At 64.8% G+C, this 20,339-nt stretch carries 17 protein-coding genes; 8 read left to right on the forward strand and 9 right to left on the reverse strand.

The annotated features are described in order from the left end of the window. The first annotated feature begins 64 nt into the window (after positions 1-64). Positions 65-352 carry a DUF6150 family protein gene (locus tag HCH03_RS13470; RefSeq protein ID WP_080144768.1) on the forward strand — a complete coding sequence of 96 codons (288 nt, stop codon included), beginning with the start codon at positions 65-67 and terminating at the stop codon, positions 350-352. Between the two features lie 102 nt (positions 353-454). Here the strand turns inward: HCH03_RS13470 and HCH03_RS13475 are convergent, their stop codons facing one another. Next, entirely contained in the window at positions 455-1,957 is a 1,503-nt protein-coding gene (locus HCH03_RS13475) for a helix-turn-helix domain-containing protein (protein ID WP_221689905.1), read from the reverse strand. 265 nt (positions 1,958-2,222) lie between these two features. Here HCH03_RS13475 and HCH03_RS13480 point away from each other — a divergent pair, with 265 nt between their 5' ends. The 7 genes from HCH03_RS13480 (at position 2,223) to HCH03_RS13510 (ending at position 10,991) form a co-directional block, all read left to right on the forward strand. Beyond that, positions 2,223-4,472, forward strand: a complete 2,250-nt coding sequence (locus HCH03_RS13480; protein WP_221689906.1) for a molybdopterin-dependent oxidoreductase — start codon at positions 2,223-2,225, stop codon at positions 4,470-4,472. A gap of 2 nt (positions 4,473-4,474) precedes the next feature. Beyond that, positions 4,475-4,810: an oxidoreductase gene (locus HCH03_RS13485; RefSeq protein WP_185904974.1), complete on the forward strand. Its 336-nt coding sequence runs from the start codon at positions 4,475-4,477 to the stop codon at positions 4,808-4,810. 88 nt (positions 4,811-4,898) lie between these two features. Further along, entirely contained in the window at positions 4,899-5,141 is a 243-nt protein-coding gene (locus tag HCH03_RS13490) for a zinc-ribbon domain-containing protein (RefSeq protein WP_185904975.1), read from the forward strand. Positions 5,142-5,237: 96 nt separating this feature from the next. Further along, positions 5,238-7,850, forward strand: a complete 2,613-nt coding sequence (locus HCH03_RS13495; RefSeq protein WP_221689907.1) for a molybdopterin-dependent oxidoreductase — start codon at positions 5,238-5,240, stop codon at positions 7,848-7,850. A gap of 4 nt (positions 7,851-7,854) precedes the next feature. Beyond that, entirely contained in the window at positions 7,855-8,676 is an 822-nt protein-coding gene (locus HCH03_RS13500; RefSeq protein WP_221689908.1) for a 4Fe-4S dicluster domain-containing protein, read from the forward strand. Positions 8,677-8,856: 180 nt separating this feature from the next. Then, on the forward strand, positions 8,857-10,269 hold the full coding sequence (locus HCH03_RS13505) for an SLC13 family permease (RefSeq protein ID WP_221689909.1): 1,413 nt from the start codon (positions 8,857-8,859) through the stop codon (positions 10,267-10,269). A gap of 290 nt (positions 10,270-10,559) precedes the next feature. Further along, on the forward strand, positions 10,560-10,991 hold the full coding sequence (locus HCH03_RS13510) for a PadR family transcriptional regulator (RefSeq protein WP_185905963.1): 432 nt from the start codon (positions 10,560-10,562) through the stop codon (positions 10,989-10,991). Positions 10,992-11,189: 198 nt separating this feature from the next. Here the strand turns inward: HCH03_RS13510 and HCH03_RS13515 are convergent, their stop codons facing one another. Genes HCH03_RS13515 through HCH03_RS13550 form a run of 8 tightly spaced genes read right to left on the reverse strand, consistent with a single transcriptional unit; the run spans position 11,190 to position 20,209 of the window. Then, positions 11,190-12,575 (reverse strand): aminotransferase class V-fold PLP-dependent enzyme, encoded by a 1,386-nt coding sequence (locus HCH03_RS13515; protein ID WP_221689910.1) that lies wholly within the window; start codon positions 12,573-12,575, stop codon positions 11,190-11,192. A 2-nt stretch (positions 12,576-12,577) separates the two neighbouring features. Next, the gene (locus HCH03_RS13520; RefSeq protein WP_221689911.1) at positions 12,578-14,644 is read right to left on the reverse strand and encodes an aldehyde ferredoxin oxidoreductase N-terminal domain-containing protein; all 2,067 of its coding nucleotides are present in this window, start codon (positions 14,642-14,644) and stop codon (positions 12,578-12,580) included. A 19-nt stretch (positions 14,645-14,663) separates the two neighbouring features. After that, positions 14,664-15,452 (reverse strand): 4Fe-4S dicluster domain-containing protein, encoded by a 789-nt coding sequence (locus HCH03_RS13525; RefSeq protein WP_221689912.1) that lies wholly within the window; start codon positions 15,450-15,452, stop codon positions 14,664-14,666. Positions 15,453-15,466: 14 nt separating this feature from the next. Next, positions 15,467-16,096 carry a hypothetical protein gene (locus HCH03_RS13530; RefSeq protein ID WP_221689913.1) on the reverse strand — a complete coding sequence of 210 codons (630 nt, stop codon included), beginning with the start codon at positions 16,094-16,096 and terminating at the stop codon, positions 15,467-15,469. Positions 16,097-16,100: 4 nt separating this feature from the next. Beyond that, positions 16,101-18,161 (reverse strand): aldehyde ferredoxin oxidoreductase N-terminal domain-containing protein, encoded by a 2,061-nt coding sequence (locus HCH03_RS13535; protein WP_221689914.1) that lies wholly within the window; start codon positions 18,159-18,161, stop codon positions 16,101-16,103. 38 nt (positions 18,162-18,199) lie between these two features. Then, positions 18,200-19,000, reverse strand: coding sequence for a 4Fe-4S dicluster domain-containing protein (locus HCH03_RS13540; RefSeq protein WP_221689915.1), 801 nt, complete (start codon positions 18,998-19,000; stop codon positions 18,200-18,202). Continuing rightward, entirely contained in the window at positions 18,997-19,356 is a 360-nt protein-coding gene (locus tag HCH03_RS13545; protein WP_221689916.1) for a hypothetical protein, read from the reverse strand. Before HCH03_RS13545 ends, HCH03_RS13540 begins: the two co-directional genes overlap by 4 nt. Position 19,357: 1 nt before the next feature. Further along, complete coding sequence (locus HCH03_RS13550) at positions 19,358-20,209, reverse strand: cytochrome b/b6 domain-containing protein (RefSeq protein WP_221689917.1); 852 nt, start codon at positions 20,207-20,209, stop codon at positions 19,358-19,360. Positions 20,210-20,339: the final 130 nt, after the last annotated feature.

The raw sequence follows: 20,339 nt of genomic DNA on the forward strand, positions 1-20,339 counted from the left end.
CAACGTCGAACCTCCTCGCGCCCCTCAGGCGCATAACGTGTCTATCGACAAAGGAGGATTCACCATGACGAAATTCCGCACCGTTGAAACCGAAGAAGCGGCCGACATCTTGGCATGCCAGGTCTACCAGTTCTTCGACGCCGACCTCATCGTCTACAAAACGCCCACTCCCGAAGAAGCCACCGGCGAGGGCCTGTGGTTCGAAGATCCGGCAGCCGACGATGCCGTGAAAATATTCTGGCTGAGAAACGACAACCGTGCGGACATCCGCATTTTCTTCGCCAACGCCGCTTTCGAAGCCGGCTGGAAGCCCGACAACGAAGTGCACGCGAAATACGACGGCGTGCTGTAGAAATCGATCGAGAAACATCGAACGGCCCGGCGAGGATTCTCGCCGGGCCGTTGTCGTCTCCGCGAACGCCTATCGAGGGATTACCGGACAGCCCTTCCCCATCTACTCCTCTTCGCAATCGTCGACGATGTTCATGAGGTGCTGCTGCGAGTTGATACCGAGCTTGCGGTAGATGTGGTAGATATGGGATTTCACCGTGGCCGGGCTCACCACCAGCTGCTCGGCGATGTACTCGGCGTTGCGCCCCTTGGCCAACAGGAAAAACACCTCGTCCTCCCGCGGCGTCAGACCGTACTGTTCGGAGGCGCGTTCGCAACGCTGTTTGAACGAGCGGGGCGGAGCCGTCGGCGCATCCTCGCCCTGCACTCCTCCGCCCGACACGAGCGCCTCCACAGGAGCAGGCGTCAACAGCGCATTCAGCCTCTTCTTCGTCTGCGACTCGTTGCCTCCGTAAACGGAGAACGCCACCACCACCACGAGCGCGAACACCGCCATGGCCAGATCGTACGCCCACCCGTCAATGTGAACCGTGAAGATGAACACGTACGCGATGATGGACCCCAGCAAAAAACCGACCCAATTAGGCGCCTCGCGCAACGCGAAGCGGTCGACCGGATGCAGACGGAACTCGTAGTTGTCGATACTCGTGGAGTACCAAGCGATGATGGAGGCGTGTGCGAGCGCCGTGATGACCAGGCAGCCGCACACCATACGCCCTACCCCTTCGAACAAGGGAAACAGCAACACGCCCGCCACAAGAAACGGCAGGGATATGCGTTGCACCACGCCGGTGTCTATATCCACCTTCGGCCCTAGGTATCCCCACAGCAGTGCGAACCCGCCTCCCACCAAGCCGCTGGCGCCGCCCACGAGAGCGGCGACGGGACCCATGGAACACAGTGCAATGGCCATGAAGCCGTAGACCGCCCCATGGCACGCCACCGACAGCGACGCCGGTACCGTGAGGACGGACGTGCGATGGAACGCGCTTACCGGCAGAATGCGATCCGGAGGGATGCGCGTGGACAGGAACGCCACGAGCGTCACCGACCCGATAATGAGCAACGCGATCTCGGCCAAGTTCATCCATAGCGCGTCGGACGCGTTCGCGAACACGAACATGAGCGTGCCGAGCGCCGATCCCAAACCGATGGACACCGCCGTGCGCCGGGTGGGAATGAGGCTGAAGAACACGCACCAGTACATCATGATGCTGCCCTGCGCGAACCCGAAAAGAGCCCATGCCGCCACCGACACCGCAAGCGGTATTCCGGAAAACGCAAGGTTCGCCACCGTGTTCGCCACTGCCACGAGGGCCAGCAACGATCCGACGGTGAGGAAGCGGTTGCGGTGCTCGAAAACCCAGTCGGCCTTCCAAGCATAGAACCCGAACGTAGCCGCCAGCGTGAGCACCGAAACGATGCGCAGCGCCGCCGCCTCGCGCATGTCGCAAAAGCTCAGCAAAGCAAGCGACGGGCCGAACACCGCCGACAGCTCCCACCCGATAAGGCAGGCGAAACCGAGCCCCGCCAAGATGTACGTCGAAAGCAAGTCGCCCGGCGTGTGCGTGCGCTCAGGACAAGAAACCGCAGGTGAAACCCCCATAAATACATCACCTCAACATTTGCGTATGACATTGAAATTCCGAAAAACCCTTTTTCAACCTTAGCAGTTGTAGATTATTTTGGCCAGACGAAAAATACTGTGCCCCACGAACTCGGACCAAACGAGAGGACTCGCCGCAGAGCGCGAAGACGCCCTGGCGGACCTCGCGAACCGAGGCGCGAAAGGTCCGCTCGCAAACGCCGCGCAACGACGACGACCACGGGCGAACCCGCATCAGAAGACGAGAAGGGGGCAGGGTATCACGATGGAGGATCGAGGATACACGTTCGTCGAGCACGAGAAGCCGCTGCGCTACGAAGAGGGCGACCTCACCGTCACCCGCGGCAGCGCTTGGACGGGGCCGGGGTGCCATCTGGGCTGCGGCGTGCTCATGTACACCGACGAGGACGGCCGGCTCGTGAAGGTCGAGGGCGACCGCGAGAACCCGTTCAACCAAGGCAGGCTGTGCGCACGGTGTCTGGCGCTGCCAGAAGTGGTCAACCATGAGAACCGTCTGACGCACCCGATGAAGCGCGCTCGCGAAATGCGCGGCAAAGACACCTGGGAGCGCATCTCATGGGACGAGGCATTCGACCTGATCGCCGATACGTTCCTGGCGCTGCGCGATCAGTACGGGCCCGAATGCGTGACGTTCTGGCAGGGCACCGGACGCGACATCGCACCGTGGATCACGCGTTTGGCCTGGTCGTACGGTAGCCCCAACTACACGGTGGCGCTGTCCGGAACCGCATGCTACGCACCGCGCATCGCCGGCTGCCGCGTGTCGAGCGGGGCGTTTTGGCTGGGCGATTACTCCCAGCAGTTCGCCGATCGCTACGACAACCCGGAATGGAACGTGCCGGGCATGATTCTCATCTGGGGCAACAATCCCGTCGTGTCCAATTCCGACGGTCTGTACGGACACTGGGTCACCGACTGCATGAAGCGCGGCAGCAAGATCATCGTGGTGGATCCGAAGCGCACGTGGCTCGCAAGCAAATCCGAGGTGTTCCTGCAGCTGCGCCCCGGCACCGACGCGGCGCTGGCCATGGGCATGCTCAACGTCATGATAGAAGAGGGCATCTACGACAAGGACTTCGTTGACTGCTGGTGCTACGGCTTCGACGAGCTGGCCGAGCGCGTGAGCGCGTTCACGCCCGAGAAGGTGGAGAGCATCACCTGGGTTCCCGCCGACAAGATCCGCGCCGCGGCCCGCGCGTTCGCCGCGGCCGACGGAGCCATCGTCCAGTGGGGCGTAGCCGTGGACATGACGAAGGAGACGTTGCCGGCCGGCCAGGCCATCAGCGCGCTGTTCGAGATCACCGGCAACGTAGACGTGCCCGGTGGCATGATAGCCCCGCCGTCCATCCTCTACTATGCCGCCGGCTGGGGCCGCGAGCTCATCCCCGAGGAAATCCGCCAGCAGAAGAAGATCGGCAACGACGTCTATCCGCTGTTCAAGGCAGCTATGGGCCCGGCTTCCACCGACGAGACCATCAACACGTTGGAAACGGGCAAACCCTACAAGCTGCGCGCGGGCTGGTTGCAGACCACGAACCCGCTGGCCTGCACGGGTCCCGACCCGAAACGCACGTTGGCCGCCCTCGACACGCTGGAGTTCATCGTGGTGGTGGACCTGTTCATGACCCCCACCGCCATGGCGCTGGCCGACGTGCTGCTGCCAGCATGCACGTTCCCTGAGCGCGACGGCATTCGCGTGGGCGACGGCGTGCAGCGCGGAGAGTCCATCAACAAGGTGACGACCATCGGCGAATGCAAATCCGACATGGAGATAAACCTGGAGATGGGCAAGCGCTTCAACGCCGACGCCTGGCCATGGGATACCGTCGAGGACATGTTCACGTTCATCTTGAAGGACACGGGCATGACGTTCCCCGAACTGCAGGAAAACGCCCCGGCCTACCTGCCCTTCACGTACAAGAAGCACGAGAAAGGCCTGTTCCGAGCCGACGGGAAGCCCGGCTTCGAAACCGGCACGGGCCGCATCGAACTATGGTCGACGCTCTACAGCATGGTGGGCCTGGACCCGCTGCCCTACTTCGAGGAGCCCGTGCCCGGTCCCGTCAGCACGCCCGATGCCTATGAAACCTACCCGCTCGTGCTGACCACCGGCGCGCGCCAACTGGGCCTGTTCCACTCCGAGCACCGTCAGGTGCCGCACCTGCGCGCTATGCACCCCGACCCCGTCATCGAGATGAACCCGGCGACGGCCGTGCGCTACGGCCTGGAGGACGGCGACTGGGCTTGGGTGGAAAACGAGCGCGGTCGCGCCAAACGGCGCGTGCGCACCACGAACGCGCTCGACCCCCGCGTGTGCTCCACCGATCACGCCTGGTGGCGCCCTGAAGCGCCCGCCGCGCTTGAGGACGGCCTGTTCGACCTCTGGAACATGAACATCAACCAGCTCATCACCTGGACACCCGGAAAGAGCGGCTTGGGAAGCAACTACAAGACGCTGCTCTGCCGCGTGTACAAGGTCCGGGAAGGAGAGTAGCCATGACCGCTTTCGGAATACTCGTCGACTACGAATGGTGCTCAGGCTGCCGTGCTTGCGAGGTGGCCTGCCAGATGGAGCACAAGCTGCCCGTCAGCCGCTACGGCGTGGTCGTGGCCCAGCTGGGCCCTTGGCAGATCGAGGGCGACCGTTGGCAACACTCGTTCGTGCCGAACTTCACGGACGAATGCGATCTGTGCACCGCGCGTACCGAAGCAGGCAAGCTTCCGACCTGCGTGCACCACTGCCAAGCCGCCGTTCTCGCGTACGGCCCTGTGGAAGAGCTGGCGCGCAAGCTCGACGAAAAACCCCGCCAACTGCTCGTCCGTCCCCGTTAGGCTGCAACCGTCGGCTGCTCGCGCAGTCCGACGTGCATGCATCGAACGACCCGAACCATGCGGGATGCGCCCGCAGAAAGGAAGAGCCATGTGCTTCAGACCCCCTACCGTCGATAACGGTCCCGTGAAATGCCCCCAGTGCGGTGCCGAAGTCGACCCCACAGCCGACGAATGCCCTAACTGCGGCGCCAAGGCCGCGCCGTCGCCCGGCATCCCCGCACCTCCGGGAGCGCCAACCCCGCCGCCGGTTCCGGGCGTGCCCGGCGCTCCGAAAGTGCCGAGCGTGCCGAAGGCGCCTTCGGCCCCCAAGCCGCCCGCGCCTACCGCGTAACCAAGGGGACCACCATCCCGGCCTTGCACTGCGCAAGCCGGGATGCCACGCGCCCGGCCGACGAACCGGGCGCAGAAAGCAGGAGAGGAGACCTACATGACAGACAACGTGAAAGGCACGCCCATCGTGAAGGGCCTGGGCTTCAACAGCTTCGGCATCGGCACGAACGCGTGCACGGTCGACATCGACGAGGAGAACGACAAGATCCTGCGCATCAGGCCGTTCCACTTCGACGAGCACTACACGCCGGAGGACCTGAACGCTTGGAAGATCGAGGCGCGCGGCAAGACGTTCGAGCCGGGCTTCAAGACGCTCATCTCGCCGCTGTCGCTGTGCTACAAGAAGCGCGTGTACTCGAAGAACCGCATCCCCTACCCGCTCAAGCGCGTGGATTGGGACCCGAACGGCGAGCGCCATCCCGAGACGCGCGGCACGAGCGGCTACGTGCGCATCAGCTGGGACGAGGCCGCGCAGCTCGTAGCCGACGAGATCAAGCGCGTACACGACGAATACGGCCCCGAATCAGTGCTGTGCGAGTACGACGGCCACGGCGAGACGAAGATCGTCCACGCGTCCCATGGCTGCATGGTGAAGATGCTCGAGCTGTGCGGCGGCTTCACGTCGCAAGCCCGCAACCCCGACAGCTGGGAAGGCTGGTACTGGGGAGCCAAGCACGTCTGGGGCATGGACCCGCTGGGCCAACAGTCGCTGCAGAACAACATCATCAAGGACATCTCGGAGAACGGCGACGCCGTGCTCTTCTGGGGCTGCGACGTCGAGACCACGCCGCTCGGCTGGGGCGGCTACATGGCCAGCCGCCTGTGCTACTGGTTCACCGAGCTCGGCGTGAAGCAGATCCACATCTCGCCCGACGTGAACTACACGAACGCCGTGCACGCCGACAAGTGGATCCCCGTGCTTCCCAACACCGACGCGGCCCTGCAGCTGGCGATAGCCTACACGTGGATCAAGGAGGGCACCTACGACCAGGCCTACCTCGACACGCACGCCGTGGGCTTCGAGAACTTCAAGTACTACGTCATGGGCGGGGAGGACGGCGTGCCGAAAACGCCGAAGTGGGCCGAGGCTATCTGCGGTGTTCCCAGTTACACCATCAAGGCCCTCGCCCGCTACTGGGCGAGCCACGCCGTGTCCATCGGTCACTGCAACGGCGGATCCTACATCCGCTCCACGTTCTCGCACGAACCGGCGCGCTTGGAAGTGGCGCTCTTGGGCATGCAGGGCGTGGGCAAGCCCGGCGCCAACCAGTTCAAGTTCATTGAGTGGACGCTGTTCGGCATGCCCACCGTCACGCCGCTGCCGCCCTCCACGAAGATCCCGAACCTGGGTGCCGCCTACCGCGGCTGGGTGCACGGCTCGCAGCCCAGCTTCATCCCGAAGACCATGATCCCCGAGGCCATCATGAACCCGCCCGTGCAATGGTACGGCCACGTGTCTGCAGGCTTGCCGCGCGAAGACCAGTTCACAGGCCCGTTCCAGTTCCCGCTCGAAGGCAAGGAGCGCATCCACATGGTGTGGTCCGACACGCCGTGCTGGGAGACGTGCTGGAACGGCGGCTTCCATATGCAGGACGCGCTGCGCCACGAGTCCATCGAATGCGTGGTCGTGCAGCACCCCTGGATGGAGAACGACACCATGTTCGCCGACATCATCCTGCCCTCGAACACGAAGTTCGAGACCGAGGACATCGGTACCGACTCCGACTCGGGGCAATGGAACGTCGTGTTCTACGAGCGTCAGGCCATCAAGCCCGTGGGCGAGTCGAAGTCCGACAAGGAAGTCGTGGCGGAGGTCGCCAAAAAGCTTGAGCAGTTCGGCGGCCTGTACGAGAATCTGCTCGATCGCTACCTGGGCGGCAAGACCGATGACGAATGGATCGAGTTCGGCTTCGAAACCTGCGGCGTGCCCGAAGAGCTCACGTTCGAGGAGTTCAAAGAGAAGCAGTACTACCCCTTCCCCACGCGCGAGGACTGGAAGGAGCTGCCCGCCGGCTTGAGCCAGTTCTACGAGGATCCCGAGGGACACCCCCTCAAGACGCCGTCCGGCAAGCTCGAGTACTACTCCACCACGCTCGCCCAGAACTTCCCCGACGACAACGAGCGCGGGCCCATTCCCCGCTGGGTGGCCACAAGCCCCTCGCACCAGGAGCGCCAGGCTACGGAGCGCGGGCGCAAGTTCCCGTTTTTGCTCGTGTCGAACCATCCGCACTTCCGCGTGCACGCGCAGCACGATGACGTCACGTGGTTCCGCGAGATGGAGGAATGCAAAGTCACCGGCCCCGACGGCTACAAGTACGAGCCGTTGTGGATCCATCCCGTCGACGCCGGCAAACTGGGCCTGGAGACGGGCGACGTGGCGAAGATATACAACGAGCGCGGGGCGGTGCTCGGCGGCGTGCGCGTGACCGAGCGCATCATGCCGGGCGCGGTGTACCAGGACCACGGTTCGCGCTGCGACACCATCAAGCTGGGCGAGCACGGCCTGGATCGCGGCGGTGCGAACAACCTCATCGCCCCCACGGCCACCACGTCCAAGAACACCGTCGGCGAAGTGACGAGCGGCTTCTTGGTCAACGTTGAGAAGGTCGACGTGTTCCAGCTGGCCGAAGAGTACCCCGAGGCGTTCAACCGCGACTACGAGCCCGATTGCGGCCTCGTCGCGACCGCCCGTATTGTGGAAGGAGCGTAAAGCCATGGGAAAGGCGTTCATCATCGACGTGGCCAAGTGCAGCGGCTGCCGCAACTGCCAGATAGCCTGCAAGGACGAGCACGTCGACAACGACTGGAGCCCCTGGGCCAAGCCGCAGCCGGACACGGGCCAGTTCTGGACCCGCGTGGACGAGAAGGTGCGCGGCCAGGTGCCGAAGGTCAAGATCAGCTACACCGTTCATATGTGCCAGCACTGCGAGGACGCGCCCTGCATGGCCGCGGCGCCCGACGCCGTGTACCGCCGCGACGACGGCCTCGTGATCGTGGACCCGGAGAAGGCGAAGGGCAAGAGGGAGCTCGCGGAGGCGTGCCCCTACGGCGCGATCTTCTGGAACGAGGAGCTCGCCATCCCGCAGAAGTGCACCGGCTGCGCCCACCTCGTGGACGCCGGGGAGGTCCCGCACTGCGTGGACGTGTGCCCGCACGGCGCCCTGCGCTTCGGCGACGAGGAGGACTTCGCGGCCGAGATCGCGGCGGCGGAGGCGCTCGTGCCCGAGCGCGCGGAGGCCGACCGGCCGCGCGTGCACTACCTGAACCTGCCCAAGCGCTTCCTGGCCGGCGTCGTCGTGGACCTGGAGGCCGACGAGGTGGTGGCCGGCGCCAAGGTCACGGCCGAGAACCTGGACACGGGCGAGGTCCTGGCGGCCGAGTCCGACGGGTTCGGGGACTTCTGGTTCCACCAGGTGCCCGCCGCGAGCTGGCGCGTGTACTTCGAGGCCGACGGCTACCTCACGCGCGTGCTCGAGGCCTCGACGGTCGACGAGGACCGCAACATGGGGCCCGTGGAGCTGTTCGCCGCCGAGTAACACGATCGGGTCGGCTCAGGCCGTTCGCAGCCGGAGCCGACCCGATATCAGCACGGAGCGTAAGGGGACGCGTTTCGTGCGATACTCGAAAACCCGCCGTCCGAGCGACGGCGGGAAAAGGGGGTGATTGCCTCTTAGCGTCTCGCACGTAAAAGCAATCGCACTAAAAAGGAGGAAACAATGGAAAGCACCACCGTGCCTCTTACCAAACGCATCATCGGCCTGGCGCTCGCCGCCGTGTTCATCGTCGGCTCGTGTCTCATTCCCGGTTCAGAGGCCATCAGCCATCAGGGCATCATGGCCCTTGGCCTCTTGCTCGCCCTCGCGTCCATGTGGGCGACTTCGGCGTTGCCTATCGGCGCCATTGCCCTATTCGTGGTCATTATGCTGCCGCTGCTCGGCATCGTGGACAGCGTGTCGCAGGCGTTCTCCGGCTTTGCCGGTTCGCCGCTGTTCTTCATCATCGCGGTGTTCTCGCTGCCGGTCATCATGGGCAAGACCAAGTGGGGCGTGCGCCTCATGGCGAAGCTGCTCAACTGGACGGGCTCTGACTCGCGCAAACTCGTGCTAGGCTTCATGATAGCCACCACGCTCGTGTCCACCGTCATGTCCGACGTGCCCACCACCGTGCTGTTCCTCGGCTTCGCCCTCACCATCTTGAAGGCCGCCGGAGCCGAGCCCGGCAAGTCGAATCTCGGCAAAGACCTCATGATCGCCGTCCCTGTGGCCGCCGTCACCGGCGGCGTGGCAACGCCGGCCGGCAGCTCATTCAACGTCGTAGCCATGCAGATACTGCAGCAAACCACCGGTCAGACCATCAGCTTCTTCGATTGGATGATCGTGGGCCTGCCCATCGCCATCGTCATGACGCCCATCTGCTGGTTCTTCATCACGAAGATCATCAAGCCGGAGCCCATCACCGACGCGTGCCTGCAGGGCATCCGGGACGAGGCGGCAGCATCGACCAAGGTGAGCGCCTACGACGTCAAGGCGCTGCTCATGATCGTGCTGCTCGTGGTGCTGTGGATCCTCGGCAACTGGATTCCCGTGCTCAACGTCACCGTGGTCGCCCTCGTGGGCCTCACCGTCATGTTCCTGCCGGGTATCGACCTACTTACCTGGGGAGAGTTCCAAAAATCGGTACCGTGGGGCATTGTGCTCATGTGCGGCACCATCTTCACCATCGGCGGCGTCGTGCAGGCCACGGGAGGTGCCGAGTTCCTAGCCAACCTGTTCATGGGCAGCGGTGTGACGAGCCTGGGCTTCTTCGCGTCCATCGCCATCCTCATGGCGCTCGTTTACATCCTGCACACCATCTGCCCCATCGGAGCGGCCATCCTCGCCATCTTCATCCCTATCTTCATCACGTTGTGCGCAGGTTTCGGCGTCTCCGCCGCCGTGCCCACCATCTCGCTCGCCATCGTCGTGGCAGGCAACGTGCTCTTGCCGGTTAACCCCACCGTCATGCTCACGTACGGCGAAGGGTACTACACGTTCGGCGACATGTTCAAAACGGGCATCGTGCCAGCCGTAGTGCTCATCGCCCTCATCACATTCTGGGTGCCGTTCATCGTGGGAGTCATGGGAATCTGACCGCGCCCTTTCGGCGTGACGCGGTTGGAATCGCTGCGAAGGCCCGGTTTCCGGGCCTTCGCCCTGTCCGGACGGCATTGATCGCCGACAGCCAATCGAGCGTGCGAATGTCGACGACGATTCCCAACCCTATACCGAAAAAGCTAATATTTTCATTTATTGACTAGTAGCAATCTGCAAATAGTTATGAGATGATAGTGTTTGTCAATTCACGAGGTAAAACGCACCCGCCCGTCGCGCAGTCCATCTGCAAGGGGTGACGAAATCAGAACGAGAAAGAGGGTCCGCCCATGTGGAGCAGCTGCCATCCCAAGTCCGACGAAGACATGAAGGAATGCGCCGAACTCGGAAAATCGCTTAACCGCCTGTCGCAGCCCACCATCCTCACCCTGCTCGCCTGCTCCGACAAACCGCTGCACGGCTACGTCATCGTGCAGCAGGCCGCCGAGTCCCCCATGTTCGGCGGCAAAAAGCCCGACGCCACCGGCATCTACCGCGCCCTCAAGCGCATGGAGGAGGCCGAGCTGGTCACCTCGGTGTGGGACACGCCCGAGGAGGGCTCCGCCAAGCGCCTGTTCTCGCTCACCGACAAGGGCCGTCGGTGCCTGCGCCGCTGGATCGACGCCTTGGCGTGCTACGAGCTGACGCTCGAGGAACTGCGCGGCCTGGCCGCCGGCGCCCTGAAGATCGATCTTCCCGACGCGCCCATGTGCTCGCATTAAAACGCCGCATCGAAACCTTTCGAAACGCGCGCATCTCGTCGTTCGCTCCGTAGGGCAAGGGCTCTGCCCTTGCCGCTCAACAAGGAACGTTTTCGCAGGTCGACGGCAAGGGCAGAGCCCTTGCCCTACAGGGTGGTCGTGAAAACCACCTGTTCCGACGACACTTTCAACCAGGTGCGCCTCCGCTGCGCCGCCCCCTCAATGCATGCTCGCCATGATCATGCGCGAGACGTTACGCTTCGCGTTCTCCACCGATGAGAGGAAGCGGTCGACGTCTTCTTCGGTGTTGTAAAGGGCGAGGCTGGCGCGGCACGTGGCGCGCTCGCCCAGATAGCGGACGAGGGGTTCCGCGCAATGGGCGCCCGCGCGCACGGCCACGTTGTCGCGAGCAAGCGCCGCAGCCACGTCGTTGGCGTCCACGCCGCGCACGTTGAACGACACCGCGCCGCAACGCGACGGCTCGGGCGCTCCCCCGCCCGCAACCCCATCCTCTCGGTGCGGCGCTCCGTGCACGCGCACGTCGGGAAGCGCCGCGAGCCCCGCCAGCAAGCGCTCGACCAGGCGCCGCTCGCGTGCGCGCACGGCGTCGTATCCCACCTCCAGCAAGAACCGCATGGCCTCGGCCAAACCGACGGCACCGGCGACGTTCGGCGTGCCGGCCTCGAACCGCGCGGGCGCGTCGGCGAACGCGGCGTGCTGTTCGAACACGCTCTCGATCATGCCTCCCCCGCGCAGCAAAGGTTCCATGCCGGCCAAAAGCTCGCGCCTGCCGTACAGCACGCCCACGCCCATAGGGCCGTACATCTTGTGACCCGAAAACGCCAGGAAGTCGGCATCGAGCGCCCGCACGTCCACAGGCAGGTGCGCGACGCTCTGCGCGCAGTCGGCCACCAGCGCGCCGCCGTAGGCGTGCACGGCGTCGGCAACGCGCCGCACGGGGAACACGCTTCCCAGCACGTTGGACACGTGCGCCACCGCCGCGATCTTCGTGCGGGGCCCGATCTTCGCGTCGATCTCCTCGTCGGGAATGCGTCCCTGCGCGTCGGGCAGCAGGTACACGAGCTTCGCACCCTTGAGCCGGGCAACCTGCTGCCACGGCAGCAGGTTGCTATGGTGCTCGGCCATTGTGAGGACCACCTCGTCGCCAGGCTGCAGGTGCTCCATACCCCAAGAGTACGCCACCAGGTTGAGCGCCGCGGTGGCGCCCGACGTGAACACGATCTCGTCTTCGGCCGCGCCTACGAAAAGCGCCGCCGTCCGCCGCGCCTCCTCGTACAGCTTCGTCGACGCCGTGGCCAGCGGGTACACGCCCCGGTCGACGTTCGCGTTCGCGCAACGGTAATAGTATTCGAGGGCCGACAACACGCACTCCGGTTTGTGCGTGGTGGCCGCGTTGTCGAGGTAGACGAGCGGCTTCTCCCCGCGTCGACCGGCCACGAGCAAGGGGAATTGCGCGAGGACGGCGTCGAGGTCGAACGCATGCACCGCGTCCGTCCTGCGGCCGGCGGCCGGCGGCGCGCCCGCTGCCGGCCTCACCGCCGGGCCCTTCGCCTCGAAGGTGCTATGGTTGGTGGGAAACCCCATCGCTATCCTATCTTGCCCAGCTCCTCGAGCCGCCTCGCAACGTCGTCCAAGCCGTACTTCTCCAGCTCGGCCTTCTTCGGATAGCCCTTTTCGTTCAAGCCGTCGTGCTCGTAGAGCTTCGACTTCACCGCTTCGAACTTGTCGCGATCGAGCGTGCGCCCCAGGTTCTGGCTGTACACCCACTCGCCGTTCTCGACGGCGGGCATGTAGTAGGGGGTGTCGGTGGGCACGCTGTAGATGTACTCGGCGAACTGCTCGTCCTCGCGCTCGCGCCCCTGCTCGATCCATATGGCGCGATCGAGCAAAAGGAACTTGCGCCCGTAGTCCTGGCTTTCCTCGTAGGTGAGGTCCCGCCCGGTGACGGCCTTGAAGAAACCCAGCTCGAAGCGGGGCGAGGCGCCGCCGTAGTCATCCTGGTCGAAGTTCACGAAGTTGACGAGGTTCGGCCAGGCCCAGTCGCACATGCCCATGGTCTGGATCCAGAAGCGGCCGTGGTAGCGGTACCATTCGATGGTTTCCACCATCTTGTCGGAGTACATGCCCTCTTCGCTGAAGTCGAGGCACTTCGGATCGGACAGGCCCATGAGCTCGGTGATCTCCGTGACGAAGTCCTCAGCGGAAAGCCACGGGTCGCCCAGGCGCGTCCAGATGAGCGGCGTCCAGTGGATGATCCAGTTCAGGCCGTGCTCGTTCACGTCGCGCTCGCCCAGAATGGTGGCGAACCCCCATTCCGATTCGACGCGCGGGTCGTAGTGCATGCTGTAGCCCCAGTACGGGCGCTGCAAGAGCCCCGTGGCCGTGTCCTCGTCCCAGCGTCCCCACTTCATAGCGGCGCGCGCCAGGCCTTCGGCCAAATCGTCGCCGATCTCCTCGCGGTAGGCGATGCGCTTGAGCAGCGTTTCGGGGAAGGCCACGGTGTTGTACTGGTCGAAGGGCAGGTCGGTGTCGATGTCCTTGCCGGGCCCCATGACGCCCATCTTGTTGAGGTTGCGCAGGTAGGGAATGAGGTCCACCTCGAAGCCGTCTATCCCCAAGTCGTTCAGCATCGTGTTCGTGGTCAGCTGGTCCTCCAGCTTGCCCGAGGCCGTGTAGTACGTGCTCGCGTTGCAGGTGGCCTCGTTGCCGATGCGGCCTTTGACGTTCACGCGGCAGTTGCGGTAGCACCCGAGGCACCCCTCGGGGCGGCCCGTGGTGTCGCGCAGGTTCCACGACAGCGTGCTGAAGCCGGGTTGGCGGATGATCTCGCCCATGGGGGCGTACGCCACGCTCTGCAGCTCGATGGTGGGGTTGTCCACATGGAAGCCGTAGTCGCGCTGCAATTCGATGCGCAGGTCGACGAGCGTCGCCGGATCGGCGATGTCGAAGCTCTTCGAGCCGATGAAGCTGAGGGCCTTGAGGTTCTTCGCTCCCCAAACGGCGCCGAGCCCGCTTTGCCCGGCCACATGGCTGGCGTCGTGCGTGATGGTGGCCGTGCGCACGAGGTTCTCGCCGGCGGGCCCGATGGCCAGAACGGCGGGACGGTCGGCCGAACGGCCGCCGTCACGGCTGCGCGTGAACTCGTACCACCCGCCGTCGGGCGTGCCGTGCGTCACTTCGCTCCACACGGCCTCCTGCGTGTCCCACGTGCCCATTCCCCACAGGCTGTCGGCTTCATGGAACGTCACCTCGTCGTTCTCCACGCTCACCCATACGGGGCGCTCGGCCTTGCCGCATACGACGCAGGCGTCGTAGCCGGCCGCCTTCATCATGCCGGCGATGCGGCCGCCGATGCTCGAGCGCGTGTACCACTCGGGATACGAGAACGGCCCCAGACCCGTTATCTCCACGCGCGCGGCCGACGACGGCACGAGCGTGCCGGAGAACGGGTTGCCGGCGACGACGGTGACGTTCTTCGGGTCGAACGCCTGCACGCTCTTGTCCTCGCAGTAATCCCAGAACAGCTTCGATGCCAGCCCGTGGCCGCCGATCCATTCGGCGACGTAGGGCGCGCTGTCGATGATCTCGTAGCTCTCGTCGGTCAGGTTGAGGACAAGGATGCTCCCCGCGTAACCGTAGTTCGTGTCAGACATCGTGGTCCTTCCTTCTCCTTTACGCCTTCGGCTTCGGCATGACCGAGTCGAGGTACACCTGCGCGGGGACGACCGCGTCGTCGTCGATGGGGAACGCCATGCGCGCGAAGTGCTCGTTGCGCAGGTTCACGTCGTAGCCCTGGTCGGTTTGCTGCGGCAGCTCGTTCGTGAACGCGATGGCCTTCATGGGGCACACGCACACGCAAGCCTGCTCGCCCTTCGGGCCGCCCTCGTGGTTCCAGTACGGGGTGTTCTTGCACAGATCGCATTTCTGCGCGTGCCGTTCTTCGAAGTTCCATTGCACGCGCGACGGCGTGAACGGGCACGCCTCCACGCAACGCTCGCAGCCGACGCATCGGTCCTCGTCCACAAGGCGCGCACCGGTTTCAGGGTCGCAGTGCATGGCGCCCACCGGGCAGGCGTTCACGCAGGACGGCTCGGGGCACTGCCGGCATTGGTGCTGGCTTATGTCCTCGGGGAAGCCGGCCAACGCGTTCTTGTGCACCTGCATCCTCGACAACGCCAGGTTCTCCTTGCCGCTGTGCACGAGCGTGCAGGCCAGCATGCAGCTCTGGCAGCCGGCGCACTTCTTTGAGTCCACCAGCAGATAACCGCCCGACGCCTCGATGGCGTACACGCCGTCGGGCAGCGCGATGCCCACGACGCCGGCGCCCAAGAGGGCGCCGATGCCAAGGCCTCCCAGGCCGGCGAGGAACTGTCGACGGGAGATCCCGCCCGATTGCTTTTGGGGCGCTGGCGGCTGCGGTGCAACCGAGCCTGCGGAATCGTCGTGCCCTGAGTTCGTCATTTCGTCTGGTCTCCTTACTCGCGGGCGCTTTCGCCTGCGACCGCACCCTCGTCGGCGTCCGACGCGCCGTCTTCGCCCGCATCGTCCTCCTCGTCGGCGGGGAGGTAGGGAATGTACTGCGTCATGCGCAGGTCGAGCAGCTGGCGCATCGTTTCGATCTTGTCGTTGTAAGCGTCGAGGGCGCCCAGCTTCTCCTCCAGCACGGCGGCGAACGGCTCGTCGCCCACCGTGTCGCGGATCCACGCGACGAACCGGTCGAGGTCGACCCAGGCGAACGAGCCGGACGAGCCCAAGGTCACCCCGCCCGAGTTCCCGTCCAAGAAGAAGATCGCGGCCTCCTGCAGGCTGTAGAGATAGGCGGTGGAGTTGCCGCGTGCGGCCGCCATGCGGGTGGCCACGATATGCTCCCCCCAGGTGAGGTCGCGCAGGTTGTGCTCGGCCTCCTCCGGCGTCGGCCGCGGGAACAGGCGATCCGCCTCGGGAGAGGCGTAGTCGTCGGGCAGGGCCGCATCCGCTTCGACCGCCGGAATCTCGGTGCTCAAGACGTCATTTCCATTCGCAGAGTCGCTTTCGCCCGGGCTTTTGCTGAAGATGGCCTTCGTCAGCCGGGCGGCGTCGCGCTTGTCAACATATGAGGTTGCCACGATATCACGCTCCCTTGCCCGCCGCGGCGAGCGCGTCGGCCACGTCGGCCAAGCCGAACTGTTCCAGCACCTCGCGTTTCGGGTAGCCGTGCTCGCTCCAACCCTCGCTCGCGTAGAAACGCTGCTGCACGTCTTTGAACTTCGCGCGGTCGAGCGTGCGGCCGAGGCAGTCGGAGTACGACCACGTGCCGTTCTCGTATACGGGCAGTTGGTAAGGCGTGTCAGTGGGCAGCTCGAACACGTAGTCGGCCAGCTGCTCGGTTTCGGGCTCGCGCCCCTGCAAAACCCAGATGGCACGGTCGAGCAGCAGCTGCTTGTGGCCCAGCTCCAGGCTCTTCTCGTACGTGAAGTCGTCACGGCCGGTCACGGCCTTGAACAGCTCCACTTCGAACGCGGGCGAAACGCCGGCGTAGTCGGTGTCGGTCATGTTCGTGAAGTTGACCAAGCTCGGCCACATCCAATCGCACAGGCCCATCGACTGTATCCAGAAGCGCCCGTAATGGCGGTGCCACGACACGGCGCGCACCTTCTCATCGGAGTAGATGCCCTTCTCTGAGTAGTCGAAGCACAGCGGGTCTTCGAGCCCCGTGCCCTTCGCCACCTGCTCCACGAGCTTGTCGGCGGGGAGGAAGGGGTCTTGGCCGAACATCATGGGAACGAGCGCGCTGTGGTGCACGCACCAGTTGATGCCGTGCTCGTTGATGTCGCGCTCCGTGAAGATGGAGCCGTAGCTCCACTCGACCTCGAGGCGCGGATCGTAGTGCTCGGGGTAACCCCAGTTCGGGCGGCGCAGCAGGCCCTTGCTGTCCTCGTCCCAGCGCCCCCACTTCATCGTGGCGCGCACGAGCCCCTCGGCCAGGTCCTCGCCGATCTCCTCGCGGTTGGCTATGCGATACAGAAGCGTGTCGATGAACTGGTACTTGTTGTAGTTCTCGAAGGGAAGGTCGGTGTCTATCTCCTTGCCCTTGCCCATAACGCCCATCTTGTACAGGTTGTACAGGTACACGGGCATGTCGGTTTCGTAGCCGTCGAGTCCCAGCTGGTTCAGCAGGGAGTTGCACCTCTTCTGGTCTTCGCGCTTGCCGCTGGCCGTGTAGTAGGCGGCCGCGTTGCAGGTGGACTGGTTGCCCATGCGGTCGCGGTAGATGGCGCGGCAGTTGCGGTAGCAGCCTTGGCAGCCGTCGGGGCGCCCGACGGTCTGGCCCACGGTGCCGCCGCCGGGGTTGTGCAGCAGCGAGCTGTACAGGGGCACGGCCTGGGGAACGGGAGCCTCGTTCACCGGGTCGTCCACCTTGTAGCCCAGCTTCTCCTGGATTTCCAGGCGCAGCTCGACGAGGCGCGCCGGATCGGCGATGTCGATGGACTTCGTGCCCATGAAGCTGAGGGCCTTGAGGTTCTTGGCGCCGAACACCGCGCCGAACCCGCTCTGCCCCGACACGTGGCTCGCGTCGTGCGTGATCGTGGCGCTGCGCACGAGGTTCTCGCCCGCCTGCCCGATGGCGAACACGGCGGGACGCGAGGTCGAGCGGCCGCTTTCGCGGTTGCCGGGAAGGTCGAACCACTCTCCCAGCGGCGTGTTGTTCGTCACGCGGTCCCAGATGGCCTCCTGCGTCTCCCAGGAGTCTTTGCCCCAGAGGTCTTCGGCGTCGCAGTACGTCACGTCGCCGTTCACCACGTTCACCCACACGTGGCGCGGTGCCGTGCCGCGCACCACCACCGCGTCGTAGCCCGCATTCTTCATGGAGCCGCCCAAACGCCCGCCCACGCTCGAGCGCGAGTACCATTCGGGGTAGGAGAAGGGCCCGAGACCGGTGACCTCCACGCGCCCGCCGCCTGCGGGAACGATGGTTCCGGCGAAGGGGTTCGAGGCGATGACGATCACGTTCCGGTCATCAAGCGCGTCGACGGTCTTGTCCTCGCAGTACTCCCAGAACAGCCTCGAGGCCAGGCCGTGGCCTCCCACCCATTCCCCCACGTAGGGATCGGTGTCGACGGTCTCGCAGGATTCGTCCTCCAGGTTCAGCACCAGTATCTTCCCGGCGTAGCCGTATGCTCTATCGGCCATCGTGCGCCTCCTCGTCCGCGGTTGCGTTCATCGTCTGCCTACGCCATTTTTCCGGAGTCCGTCGAGGCGTCTTCGCCAGCGGGCTTCGCCGCCTTCGCGCGCATATAGGTTTCCGCCGAGACCTTTCCCGCGTCGTCGATGGGAAAGCTCAGGTTCGACCAGTGGATGTTGCGCATGTTCTCCTCGTAGCCTTCGTCGGATTGCACGGGAAGCTCGGCGGTGAAGGAGATGGCCTTCATGGGGCACACCGCCACGCACGCCTGCGTGCCGCCGGGGCCGCCCTCGCGATTCCAATACGGCGTGTTCTTGCACAGGTCGCACTTTTGGGCGTGGCGCTCCTCGAAGTTCCACTGCACGCGCGACGGCGTGAAGGGGCAGGCCGAGATGCAGCGTTGGCACCCGATGCACTTGCCCTCGTCCACCGTGCGCACGCCGGTGGCCTCGTCGGCGTGCATGGCGCCGGTCGGACACGCCTCCACGCACTCGGGATACGGGCACTGGCGGCACTGGTACTGCGCCGAGTCCTGGGGAAAGCCGGCGAGCGCGCTTTTCGCCACTTGGATACGCGACAAGGCGAGGTTCTCCTTGCCGGTGTGCACGAGCGAGCAGGTGAGCATGCAGCTTTCGCAACCGCCGCACTTCTTGGTGTCCACCAGCAGGTAGCCCTGGCTCGCCGGAACGGCGTACACGCTGTCGGGCAGCGCAAGGGCCGCGAGCGAGCCGCCCAACAAGGCGCCGACGCCCAACCCGCCCACGCCCGCGAGGAACTGGCGGCGAGAAACGCCGCCCTTCTCAGCGGCCTCGGGCGGCCGAGAGGCCTTTTGTCCTGTTTTCGTCATTCGCCCCGCTCCTTACTGTCGGCTTTGCCTCCAAGCGTCGGGTGCCCCGCGACGAACGCATCCGGCGCTTGTCCCGCAGATCGCCGAGCCTGATTCGCCGGGGCTTCCGGGCCGCTCTCCCCGTCGCCGCAAGCACCTTGCTCGGCAACGTTGGAACCAGACTGGTCGGCTTGCTTCTCGCTGAAGTAGCCCTCGATGATCGACAGGTCGATCGGCGCGGCAAGAACCGGCTTTCGCTCGAATTCGCTTTTCCTGCCCTTCCGGGAGGCTGGGCGTTCGAAGATCGAGCGCTCCACGGCACGAGCCTCTTGGCTGTCGAGCGTATGCGCCCGGTGGCTGTAAAACTCATCGCACATATCACTGCCCTCCTTGCTCGACAGCCGCCGAAACGGTTTGAGAGGAACCGGTATCCGAAGGCTCCTCGCCGGCGGGCGCGGCGACGGGCGCGGGCGCCCCCTCTACGCGCCCCATGGCTGCAAGGCGCGCCAACCAGCCCTTATGCTCTTTCTCGGCCTCGCCGAGCGGCATCCAACCGGTGAACATGGACGGGAACGTCTTCCACGAGAACGGCGCGATGACGGCGAAGAACACGTGCGCCACGAAGAACAGCAGCATGAGCGCGGCGGCTATGTCGTGGGTCCACGTCAGCACGTTCATGAACGCGTCGGGCAGGGTGAGCACGACATGCGCGAGAGCCTTCACCAAACCGGACACCACCAGCAAGATGGAGCAGGCAAGCGCCATGATATAGGCGACCTTCTCGCTCTCGAAATACTTGTCTTCGGGCGGCATCGAGAACTTTTTGATGCCGATCGTGCGACCGTAATGGCGGATGGTGTAATCCACGGCGTGCCTCGTGGGCAAGTGCTCCTTGAAGCGGTAGCGCGAGATGACGGTGTTGCCCAGATAGAAGAACGTGCCGAACAGAAACGACACGGCGGCCACGAAGTGGACGTTCATCCACAGGATGGCATCGGGCCCGTCGGCCACGAAGGCCGGCGTGAAGCGCGCGCCCATGACGATGCCGGACACCAGGCAGAAGCCCACGCCGAGCGCGTGCGTCCAATGGGACACGCGCGCAGGGGGATCGTGACGGTACACACGGTCGCCGATGACTGCCGGATCCCTTCGCTTGACGACGGCCGACAGGAACAGCCCCGCGAAAGGCGCCAACGCGATGAGCCACGGGAATTGGTCGAACCACGGCATCCTTATCACTCCTCACACGTCTCGGCGGCACCGTCAGAGCGGCACGCCATCGTTGTCCTCATGATAGGAAGGCGGTCTTGTTGTTCAGACGATCAACTCGGTCGCTGGGAACCGTCACCTCGCCGACCGG

Origin of the sequence: Gordonibacter massiliensis (ex Traore et al. 2017) (assembly GCF_019731765.1) — a bacterium.
Classification (GTDB): Bacteria; Actinomycetota; Coriobacteriia; order Coriobacteriales; family Eggerthellaceae; genus Gordonibacter; species Gordonibacter massiliensis.

Bases quoted from the DNA above. Each gene is read 5' to 3' on its own strand.
- HCH03_RS13485 (WP_185904974.1), top strand. From the start codon at position 4,475: ATGACCGCTTTCGGAATACTCGTCGACTACGAATGGTGCTCAGGCTGC.
- HCH03_RS13540 (WP_221689915.1), bottom strand. From the start codon at position 19,000: ATGACGAAAACAGGACAAAAGGCCTCTCGGCCGCCCGAGGCCGCTGAG.
- HCH03_RS13515 (WP_221689910.1), bottom strand. From the start codon at position 12,575: ATGGGGTTTCCCACCAACCATAGCACCTTCGAGGCGAAGGGCCCGGCG.
- HCH03_RS13520 (WP_221689911.1), bottom strand. From the start codon at position 14,644: ATGTCTGACACGAACTACGGTTACGCGGGGAGCATCCTTGTCCTCAAC.
- HCH03_RS13545 (WP_221689916.1), bottom strand. From the start codon at position 19,356: ATGTGCGATGAGTTTTACAGCCACCGGGCGCATACGCTCGACAGCCAA.
- HCH03_RS13535 (WP_221689914.1), bottom strand. From the start codon at position 18,161: ATGGCCGATAGAGCATACGGCTACGCCGGGAAGATACTGGTGCTGAAC.
- HCH03_RS13470 (WP_080144768.1), top strand. From the start codon at position 65: ATGACGAAATTCCGCACCGTTGAAACCGAAGAAGCGGCCGACATCTTG.
- HCH03_RS13475 (WP_221689905.1), bottom strand. From the start codon at position 1,957: ATGGGGGTTTCACCTGCGGTTTCTTGTCCTGAGCGCACGCACACGCCG.
- HCH03_RS13525 (WP_221689912.1), bottom strand. From the start codon at position 15,452: ATGACGAACTCAGGGCACGACGATTCCGCAGGCTCGGTTGCACCGCAG.
- HCH03_RS13500 (WP_221689908.1), top strand. From the start codon at position 7,855: ATGGGAAAGGCGTTCATCATCGACGTGGCCAAGTGCAGCGGCTGCCGC.
- HCH03_RS13495 (WP_221689907.1), top strand. From the start codon at position 5,238: ATGACAGACAACGTGAAAGGCACGCCCATCGTGAAGGGCCTGGGCTTC.
- HCH03_RS13510 (WP_185905963.1), top strand. From the start codon at position 10,560: ATGTGGAGCAGCTGCCATCCCAAGTCCGACGAAGACATGAAGGAATGC.
- HCH03_RS13490 (WP_185904975.1), top strand. From the start codon at position 4,899: ATGTGCTTCAGACCCCCTACCGTCGATAACGGTCCCGTGAAATGCCCC.
- HCH03_RS13480 (WP_221689906.1), top strand. From the start codon at position 2,223: ATGGAGGATCGAGGATACACGTTCGTCGAGCACGAGAAGCCGCTGCGC.
- HCH03_RS13550 (WP_221689917.1), bottom strand. From the start codon at position 20,209: ATGCCGTGGTTCGACCAATTCCCGTGGCTCATCGCGTTGGCGCCTTTC.
- HCH03_RS13505 (WP_221689909.1), top strand. From the start codon at position 8,857: ATGGAAAGCACCACCGTGCCTCTTACCAAACGCATCATCGGCCTGGCG.